A 9,098-nucleotide genomic window follows, 5' to 3' on the forward strand; every position below is an offset into this window, starting at 1 on the left:
TGGTTCAGACGGTCTCCGGAAGCTCATCGAGCCCTTCGGCGACCAGCTTCGCCAGACGGTCCAGGGCGGCTTCGGAGTCGTCGGCCTCGGACGCGAGCACGATTTCCTCGCCGCCGTGCGCGCCGAGACCGAGCACCGCGAGCATGGAGGCGGCGTTCACCGGGTTGCCGTCGGCCTTGGAGATCGTCACAGGGACGCCGGAAGCCGTAGCGGCACGGACGAAGATGGAAGCGGGGCGGGCGTGCAGGCCCTCGGCCCAACCGACGTTGACGCGGCGCTCAGCCATGGTTCTGCCCTTCACGAATCAATGGTTGTCTAGACCAGTCTCTCATGTGGTGCGCAATGCTCCGGCCGCCCCGCGGCACGCCCACAACCCGTGCTGTTCCGCCGATCGGCCCCCTCAGACTGCCCCGGCCCCAAGATCTACGCGACCGCTGACGGAGCCGTAGTCTTTGCGCATGCAGCCCTCGCCGGAGCAGAGTCCGCATCACGCGTACCCCGACCACTGGGAAGCGGACGTGGTCCTCCGCGACGGAGGAACCGCCCGGATCAGGCCCATCACCACGGACGACGCCGAGCGGCTGGTCAGCTTCTACGAGCAGGTCTCCGACGAGTCGAAGTACTACCGCTTCTTCGCCCCGTACCCCCGTCTGTCCGACAGGGACGTGCACCGCTTCACCCATCACGACTACGTCGACCGGGTGGGGCTCGCGGTCACGGTCGGCGGCGAGTTCATCGCGACCGTCCGCTACGACCGGATCGACGAGCGGGGCAGGCCCGCCTCCGCGCCCGCCGACGAGGCCGAGGTCGCCTTCCTCGTCCAGGACGCGCATCAGGGCCGGGGCGTGGCATCGGCGCTTCTCGAACACATCGCCGCCGTCGCCCGCGAGCGAGGCATCCGCCGCTTCGCTGCCGAGGTGCTGCCCGCAAACAACAAGATGATCAAGGTGTTCCGGGACGCCGGGTACACCCAGCAGCGCAGCTTCGAGGACGGCTCCGTCCATCTCACCCTGGACCTGGAACCGACCGCGGAGTCACTCGCCGTGCAGCGCGGCCGTGAGCAGCGGGCCGAGGCGCGCTCCGTGCAACGGCTGCTCGCCCCCGGATCCGTCGCCGTCATCGGCGCGGGCCGGACTCCCGGCGGGGTCGGCCGCACGGTCCTGCGCAACCTTCTCGGGGCCGGCTTCACCGGCCGTACTTACGCAGTGAACCGCGCCTTCGCCGCCGACCAGGGCACGATCGACGGTGTCCCCGCCCACCGTTGCGTCGGCGAGATCGACGAGCAGGTGGATCTCGCGGTCGTCGCCGTCCCTGCCGACCGGGTTCCGGAGGCCGTCGCCGACTGCGGTGAGCACGGTGTCCAGGGCCTGGTCGTCCTCTCCGCCGGGTACGCCGAATGGGGCGCCGAAGGCAGGGAACGGCAGCGTGAACTGGTCCGCCAGGCCCGCTCGTACGGGATGCGGATCATCGGCCCGAATGCCTTCGGAATCATCAACAACTCCCAAGCCGTCCGGTTGAACGCCTCCCTCGCCCCCGAGCCGCCCGCCCCCGGACGCATCGGCCTCTTCACGCAGTCCGGAGCGATCGGCATCGCGCTGCTCTCCGGGCTCTACCGGCGTGGCGCAGGCCTGTCCACCTTCATCTCCGCCGGTAACCGTGCCGACATCTCGGGCAACGACTTCCTGCAGTACTGGTACGAGGACCCGGACACCGATGTCGCCCTGCTGTACCTCGAATCGCTCGGCAACCCCCGCAAGTTCACCCGCCTCGCGCGGCGCACCGCGGCGGTGAAGCCGGTGGTCGTGGTGAAGGGCGCCCGGCACAGCGGCTCCACCCCGCCCGGCCATGCGGTGCCGGTCAGCCGGATCCCGGATACGACGGTCTCCGCGCTCATGCGGCAGGCGGGCGTGATCCGCGTCGACACCGTGACGGAGATGGTCGATGCGGGTCTCCTCCTCGCCGATCAGCCCCTCCCGGCGGGCCCGCGGGTCGCGATCCTCGGCAACTCCGAATCGCTCGGTCTGCTCACGTACGACGCCTGCCTGGCCGAGGGGCTGCGCCCGCGCCCGCCCCGTGACCTCACCACCGCCGCCACTCCGCAGGACTTCCGGGATGCCCTGGCCGAGGCCCTCGCCGACGAGGGCTGCGACTCGGTGGTCGTGACGGCGATCCCGTGGGTGGGCGAGAACGGCGAGGCGGAATCGGGCGACGGCGAGGTGCTGGCGACCGCTCTGCACGAGGCCGCCGCGGCCGGTCCCGCCAAGCCGGTGGCCGTCGTCCATGTGGAGATCGGCGGCCTGGCGGAGGCCCTCGCCGCGGCCACCAGCACGGTCGCACTGCCGCGTCCTTCGGCACAGTCCTCCGCGGCCGCGACACCCCCTCGCGCCGGAGCCGTCACCACGACCGGCCCCGGCCCTGCGACTCCCTCAGCACCGGCAACCGGCAGCGGCAAAGCCACCACCGCCGCCGATGCGGGCACTGACGGCGACCCCGGCGTCCGGGCCGGCCGGATTCCCGCCTACCCCGCCGCCGAACGGGCCGTGCGTGCCCTGGCCGAAGCGGTGAGGTATGCGCAGTGGCGACGGCAGGCCGCCGTGCCCGGCAAGGTGCCCGAGTTCCTCGACGACACCATCGACGAGCCGGGCGCCGCCGACCTGATCGACACCCTCCTCGGCCCCGACCCCGACCCACGGGGCAGACCGCTCGCCCACGACGAGGCGCGCGAACTCCTGGGCCGCTACGGCATCACCGTACGGCCGACGCTTCCGGCCCCCGACCCGGAAGCCGCTGTCGCCGCGGCGGCACAGTTCGGCTATCCCGTGGCGCTCAAGACCACCGCGCCCCATCTTCGCCACCGTGCCGATCTCGGCGGTGTCCGGCTGGACCTCGCCAACGAGGGCGTGTTGCGCCGGGCGTACGGCGAACTGACCGACCTGCTCGGCAGGCCCGCCGAGCTCCAGCCCGTCGTCCAGGCCATGGCGCCGCGCGGCGTCGACACCGTCGTACGGGCCACGATCGACCCGGCGGCGGGTGCCGTCCTCTCCTTCGGGCTCGCGGGCGCGCCCTCCGAGCTTCTCGGCGACACCGCCCACCGCCTCGTTCCGGCCACCGACCGCGACGCCGCCGAGCTGATCCGGTCCATCCGGGCGGCGCCGGTGCTGTTCGGCTGGCGTGGCGCGGCGCCCGTGGACACCGCGGCGCTGGAAGAGCTGCTGCTGCGGGTGTCCCGGCTGGTCGACGACCATCCCGAGGTGGTCTCCATCGCCCTGGAACCGGTCGTGGTCGCCACCCAGGGGCTGACCGTCCTCGGTGCGAGCGTCCGGCTCTCGCCGCCCCCGGCCCGCACCGACCTCGGCCCCCGACGCCTCCCCAACTACTGACCGGCGGCGCACCGTTTCGTCCCCGACCGCCGGGCGGGCGCGAAACCGGGTCCCTTCACCGCTGGGCCCCGTTCCGCTCTGCCGCACAACGTCCCCGGCAGTCATCCGTCCCCCGTAGGATGGTCCTCATGGCAAAGACCGGTACGACGACCCAGGGGCTGCGCGCGGCGATCGAGCGCAGCGGCTACTACCCGGCCCTCGTGGCCGAGGCGGTGGAGGCCGCCGTGGGCGGTGAGCCGGTCGCTTCGTACCTGGTGCACCAGGAGACCACCTTCGATTCGAACGAGGTGCGCCGCCATGTCACGGTCCTGGTCCTGACGGACAACCGTTTCATCGTCAGCCACACCGACGAGCAGAACGCGGACACCAGCTCCCCGACGCCGTACGCCACGACGTCCACCGAGTCGGTCAAGCTCGACCGGATCTCGTCGGTCGTGGTCAGCCGTGTCGTGGCCAACCCCGAGAAGTACGTACCGGGCACGCTGCCCCGCGAGGTCGTCCTCACCATCGGATGGGGCGCGGTCTCCCGGATCGACCTGGAGCCGGCCGCCTGCGGCGACCCCAACTGCGAGGCCGACCACGGCTACACCGGCAGCTCCACCGCCGACGATCTGAGCCTGCGGGTCAGCGAGGCCGGTGACGGCCCGGACACCGTGCGCCAGACCCTTGCCTTCGCCCAGGCGCTCTCCGAGGCCACGGCCGCGACCGAGGCGACCGGCCGCTGATGGTCCAGCCGGCCTGGCAGGACCCCGTTCTGCTCCCCGTCGACACCGCCCCCGTCCCGGAGTACGGCAGCGGCTCCCTCTCCGACCTGCTGCCCACGCTTGCCGCCGGACTGGGCGTACCCGGCTTCACCGCCGTGATCCCCGAACTCACCCCCGCCGACCGGAACTGCGTGTTCCTGATAGACGGTCTCGGCTGGGAGCAGATCAAGGCCCACCCGGACGAGGCACCGTTTCTGCACTCCCTGCTGCCCACCTCGCGCGGCGGCACCGGCCGTCCGATCACGGCGGGCTTCCCGGCTACCACCGCGACCTCACTGGCCTCGGTCGGCACCGGACGTCCGCCGGGGGAGCACGGCCTTCCCGGCTACACCGCGCGCAATCCGGAGACCGGCGAGCTGATGAACCAGCTCCGCTGGCAGCCCTGGACCTCGCCGAAAGCCTGGCAGCCGTACCCCACCGTCTTCAAGCTCGCCGACGCCGCGGGTGTGCGCACCGCCCAGGTCTCCGCCCCCGCCTTCGAGCAGACTCCGCTCACCAAGATTGCGCTCAGCGGGGGCTCGTTCCTCGGCCGGCTGTCCGGCGAGGAGCGGATGGACGTCGCCGCCGAACGGCTTGCCGCAGGTGACCGGTCGCTCGTCTACACGTACTACAGCGAGGTCGACGGCAAGGGCCACCGCTTCGGCGTCGATTCCGACGCCTGGCGCGGACAGCTGATGTACGTGGACGGGCTGGCCCGGCGGCTGGCCGAACAGCTCCCGCCCCGCTCGGCCCTGTACATCACCGCCGACCACGGCATGATCGACATCCCCTTCGACGAGCAGTCCCGGATCGACTTCGACGAGGACTGGGAGCTGAGCGCGGGGGTCGCCCTGCTCGGCGGTGAGGGCCGGGCCCGTCATGTGTACGCCGTCCCGGGGGCCGAGAACGATGTGCTGACCGTCTGGCGGGAAGTGCTCGGCGAGCAGTTCTGGGTGGCGAGCCGGGACGAGGCGATCGCGGCCGGCTGGTTCGGCCCGAAGATCGACGAACGTGTCCACGGCAGGATCGGCGACGTCGTCGCGGCGGCCCGCGACGACGTGGTGATCACCGCTTCGGTCAATGAGCCGCACGAGTCCGCGATGGTCGGCATGCATGGTTCCATGACCCCCGTCGAGCAGTTCGTCCCGCTGCTCGAAGTACGCTCGTAGGCGCGTTTTCCCTCTCCAGCGTTCCCCCACCACCATTTCCCCTGCCCCGCTTCGCCCCGCCCGAAAGGTGCTCAGCCCCTCATGCCCGAGCTTGTGTTCTTCTCCGGAACGATGGACTGCGGAAAGAGCACACTGGCGCTACAGATTGCGCACAACCGGTCGGCGAGAGGGCTGCAGGGTCTGAACTTCACTCGGGATGACCGCGCGGGGGAGGGGAAGCTCTCTTCACGGCTCGGGCTGGTGACCGAGGCGGTCGAGGCGGTGGCGGGCATGGATCTGTATGCCTATGTCGTCGACCGGGTGTCGCAGGGCGGCAAGGTCGACTACTTGATCGTGGACGAGGCGCAGTTCCTGGAGCCGGTGCAGATCGATCAATTGGCGCGGGTCGTGGATGACTTGGGTCTGGATGTCTTTTCCTTCGGGATCACCACCGACTTCCGCACGAAGCTCTTCCCTGGATCGCGGCGGCTGATCGAGCTGGCGGACCGAGTGGAGACGCTTCAGGTGGAAGCGATGTGCTGGTGCGGGGCGCGTGCTACGCACAATGCCCGCACGGTGGGCGGCGAGATGGTGGTGGAAGGTGAGCAGGTTGTGGTCGGTGACGTGAGTAGCCCCGCTACGGAGGTCGGCTACGAGGTGTTGTGCCGGCGTCACCATCGTCGCCGTATGACGAGCGGTTCTGTCCGTGCCGGCGCGCTCTCGCCGGACGTCCTGCCGGTGGCCTCCGACTGAGGGAGTCGGCCGAAAAGGCCGTGGTTTCACTGTGCGGTGGTCTGCAGAGCCTCTCGGCATCCGCTTCCACCCGATATCCCTTCTGGTGCGTGGGCGCCCCCGCCTGCTGGATGCCCGCCGGCGGGGTCGCCCACTGAAGCGCCGTGCGGTGGCGACACTTCACGGCCGGGCGAGCCCGTGGCACCACAGCGGCACGGGTGCGGCAGGTGCCCTGATCCCCGGAGGTGAAGGCCTCCTGGGGATCGGGGCGCCTGCCGCGTTCGTATGGTGCGCGGGGCGCGGGCGGACCGGTCCGCCCGCCGGTGACGCAGCCGGATTCTCAGTGGTGTCCGAGCCGGTTTCTCAGCCGGTGCAGGTCACCTTCAGCGCGGATATCGCGTGGTGCTCGTAGTTGTTGTCCTCGCCCCGGTCGTGCAGTTGCACGGAGAGCTTCTTGGCGTCGACGGAGAAGGTGCCCGGCACGTTGTACCAGGTGCCGCGACGCTCCTGCTGGCGGACGTAGTAGGAGCCGACCAGGTTGCTGGTCCTGGGCAGGAACCGGTCGTACACGGTGTAATAGCTCGGGTTGCCACCGACCCGCGCGATGTCGGAACTCCCGGGCACGTGGACGGAGATGCTGCACTTCCTGGCGGTGTCGGGCAGGTCGAACAGCCAGGTCGCCGATCCGCCCGAGTCCTTGGAGGAACTGCCGGACATGGGCATGGAAAGGTACTTCCCCGCGCAGCCGTACCCGCCGAAGCCACCGCTGTGGGTGGCCCAGCCCTCCTTGCCGTCGCTGTAGTAACCCGACTTCTGGAAGCGCTGGGTGGGGCACTCCGGTCCGGACACGCCGCTGTACACCACGGCGGGTGCCGACTTGGGCGCCGAACCGGCCGGGGGGGCCTTGGTGGGAGTGTCCGAGCCCGTGTCGGCGGGGGCCTTGTTGCCGGAACCGCTCTTCTCCGTCTTGTCGGCCGCGCCCGTGGTGCTGCGCTTGGCGCCCTTGGCACCCTTGGCGCCTTTGGTCTCTGCCTCGGCCGACCCGTCCGCGGGCTTCCGGCCGCCCCCCGTGTCCGCGCGTACGTCACCGACGGGGCCCTTGTCACCCCGGGCCGGGGTGTCACCCCGCTTGTCGCCACCGGCGGCCCGTTTGCCCTCGGGGCTGTCGGGGTCGGTGCCCGGTACGTAACCACCGGCCCGGCCGTCCTCCTTCCACGCCGCCGCCGCTTCGCGGCTCTCGGGCTTGGCCTCGTCCTTCTGGGCGCCGGCCACGACGAACGGGGTCGCGAGGAGCAGCGCACCGGCGAAGGCGGCCGCGACCACCATCGGGCGCGACACCCGGCCGGGGCGCTCCGGGGCACCGCCCTCCCCCGCAGCGCCGCCGCCGGGAGGGCTGGACGAAGCCGCGGCGGAGACGGCGGCCGTGGCGGTGGCCCGACCGGCCGCGACGGCCGCCGCGGTGGAAGCGGCCGTCGAGGCAGCGACAGCCGGCTCCGTCGCGGTCGAAGCGGTCTCCGTGGAAGCTGTCTCCTCGGATGCGGAGGGCCCACCCGCGGGCGTCGATTCCGCGGCGGCCGTGGCGGACGACGACGTGCTCGCCCCGGCCGTCTTCCCGGCGGTGCTCTCCGCGACATCCGACGAGGCCGCGGAGGCAGTGCCCGCAGCAGTGGTGGTGGCGGTGGTGGTGGCCACCACCGCGGTCTTTCCGGCCGTCGGTGCCGCCTCTTCCTGGGCAACCGCCGAGTCCTCACCGCCCGGTTGTCCCTCGGGCTCGGACGTGGTCCTGCCGATGGAGACCCCGGCCGCGTGCACCACCGCCGGGGTCTGGGGCGCAGGTTCCCCGGCCTCCTCCGGGACGGCCTTCGACGAGGTCGGTGTCCGCGCGCCGCCGCCGTCCTTGCCGCCGGTGACCGAAGTGTCCCCGCCCTCCGTCACCGTGCGGGACGAAGGCGCGGACGGGGCGCCTATGCTCCCCGGAACCGTGCCCTCCGAACTGTCCGGAACCGTTCCGCCCGACGCCCCGTCCCGGCCGTTGCCGGACTCACTCTCCTCGCTGGACCGCTCTCGCTTCACAGGTCGCCCCTCTTTCCCTGCCATAGATTCTCTTCATCCTCTTCGATTGCTGCTGGGAGGGCTCGGTTCCCGCCCCTGTCAGGGAATGTGACTTCACGTCACGTCTGCTCGTAACTCTGGTTCTCGCTCTCGGCCGTCAGCCAGTCCATGGCGTCGTGGAAGTGCCTTCCCCGGCGCTGGAACCGGGAGAACTCGCCGCGTACGAGGTTCATCACCCCGAACTCCTCACGTAGGTGGACATTGAGCACCTGGAGCAGGGGGAACGGCCCCGATCGGTGACCTTCGAGTGGCTCCCCCGCCACGATCCACGCACCGCGGCGCTGTGTGACGGGGTCCGCGAGCAGACCCAGCACGCCCGTGACGCCGTTGGAGCCGTTCGACGGTCCGGCGTGGCCGACCTCGGTATCGGGCGCGTACCAGAGACGTCCGGGTATGGCACGTGCCGCGTCCGTCGCCACGCTCCCGCCGTCGGCATTGCGGATCTTCGCCGTCTCGCACGCGACCAGTACGACCGGAGCCGGGGGCTGCGCCGGGTCTCTGAGCGTCTCCATGAAACGCGCGAACCGGGCACCGTCGACGACCAGCGGCTTTTCGCCCACCACATGGAGTTCGATGCCGTTCTCGGTGCCGTGCGCGTCGAAGAACAGCGGCCTGACCGGCTCCTTCGCATCCCGCGCCGGTGCGGCCTGCCAGGGGAGCTCGCCGGCCGGGGAGTCCGTGTCGCTGTCGGTGTCGAGTACGACACCCCCTTCCTCCGTGGCCCGGTAGTGCGCGAACAGGACCTCGTCGGCGCGGTACTTCGTGTAGAAGTCGTTGCGTGGAGCCCAGTCCCGGTCGCTGTGCGAGGCGTATCCGATGACCTCGCCGGTGGCGTCCCGGATGGTCCGGAGGCTCTGGCGTGCCTGCTCGAAGGAGACCTTCCGGCCGTCGTTGCCGACGAGTTCGTCCTTCGGTGTCCCGCTGTCTTGTTCAAGCCGTTGCGGTGCGGGGTCGAGGCCGCTCAGCAGTGTTCCGTTGTTCGG

Annotated in this window: 7 protein-coding genes; 4 read left to right on the forward strand and 3 right to left on the reverse strand. The window is 71.1% G+C overall.

All coding sequences use genetic code 11. The features are described from left to right. Positions 1-4: 4 nt before the first annotated feature. Positions 5-286: an HPr family phosphocarrier protein gene (locus IEZ15_RS27315; protein WP_093898943.1), complete on the reverse strand. Its 282-nt coding sequence runs from the start codon at positions 284-286 to the stop codon at positions 5-7. A 172-nt stretch (positions 287-458) separates the two neighbouring features. Here IEZ15_RS27315 and IEZ15_RS27320 point away from each other — a divergent pair, with 172 nt between their 5' ends. The 4 genes from IEZ15_RS27320 to IEZ15_RS27335 all read left to right on the forward strand — a co-directional run bounded on the left by IEZ15_RS27320 (position 459) and on the right by IEZ15_RS27335 (position 6,024). After that, positions 459-3,380, forward strand: coding sequence for a bifunctional acetate--CoA ligase family protein/GNAT family N-acetyltransferase (locus IEZ15_RS27320; protein ID WP_189279785.1), 2,922 nt, complete (start codon positions 459-461; stop codon positions 3,378-3,380). Positions 3,381-3,508: 128 nt separating this feature from the next. Further along, positions 3,509-4,105, forward strand: coding sequence for a DUF5998 family protein (locus IEZ15_RS27325; RefSeq protein WP_114247083.1), 597 nt, complete (start codon positions 3,509-3,511; stop codon positions 4,103-4,105). Next, entirely contained in the window at positions 4,105-5,292 is a 1,188-nt protein-coding gene (locus tag IEZ15_RS27330; RefSeq protein WP_189279786.1) for an alkaline phosphatase family protein, read from the forward strand. The genes IEZ15_RS27325 and IEZ15_RS27330 overlap by 1 nt, the downstream gene beginning before the upstream one ends. An 81-nt stretch (positions 5,293-5,373) precedes the next feature. Then, positions 5,374-6,024, forward strand: a complete 651-nt coding sequence (locus IEZ15_RS27335) for a thymidine kinase (protein ID WP_114247085.1) — start codon at positions 5,374-5,376, stop codon at positions 6,022-6,024. 342 nt (positions 6,025-6,366) lie between these two features. Here the strand turns inward: IEZ15_RS27335 and IEZ15_RS27340 are convergent, their stop codons facing one another. Together IEZ15_RS27340 and IEZ15_RS27345 are read right to left on the reverse strand one after the other, a co-directional pair. Next, entirely contained in the window at positions 6,367-8,076 is a 1,710-nt protein-coding gene (locus IEZ15_RS27340; RefSeq protein WP_189279787.1) for a hypothetical protein, read from the reverse strand. Positions 8,077-8,174: 98 nt separating this feature from the next. Continuing rightward, on the reverse strand, positions 8,175-9,098 hold a 924-nt coding region (locus IEZ15_RS27345; protein ID WP_189279788.1), incomplete at its 5' end, for a hypothetical protein.

The organism is Streptomyces atratus (genome assembly GCF_014648655.1).
GTDB lineage: Bacteria > Actinomycetota > Actinomycetes > Streptomycetales > Streptomycetaceae > Streptomyces > Streptomyces atratus.

What these genes read in the sequence shown, in the direction of transcription:
- IEZ15_RS27315 (WP_093898943.1), bottom strand. Translation starts at nt 286, where the DNA reads ATGGCTGAGCGCCGCGTCAACGTCGGTTGGGCCGAGGGCCTGCACGCC.
- IEZ15_RS27325 (WP_114247083.1), top strand. Translation starts at nt 3,509, where the DNA reads ATGGCAAAGACCGGTACGACGACCCAGGGGCTGCGCGCGGCGATCGAG.
- IEZ15_RS27330 (WP_189279786.1), top strand. Translation starts at nt 4,105, where the DNA reads ATGGTCCAGCCGGCCTGGCAGGACCCCGTTCTGCTCCCCGTCGACACC.
- IEZ15_RS27335 (WP_114247085.1), top strand. Translation starts at nt 5,374, where the DNA reads ATGCCCGAGCTTGTGTTCTTCTCCGGAACGATGGACTGCGGAAAGAGC.
- IEZ15_RS27320 (WP_189279785.1), top strand. Translation starts at nt 459, where the DNA reads ATGCAGCCCTCGCCGGAGCAGAGTCCGCATCACGCGTACCCCGACCAC.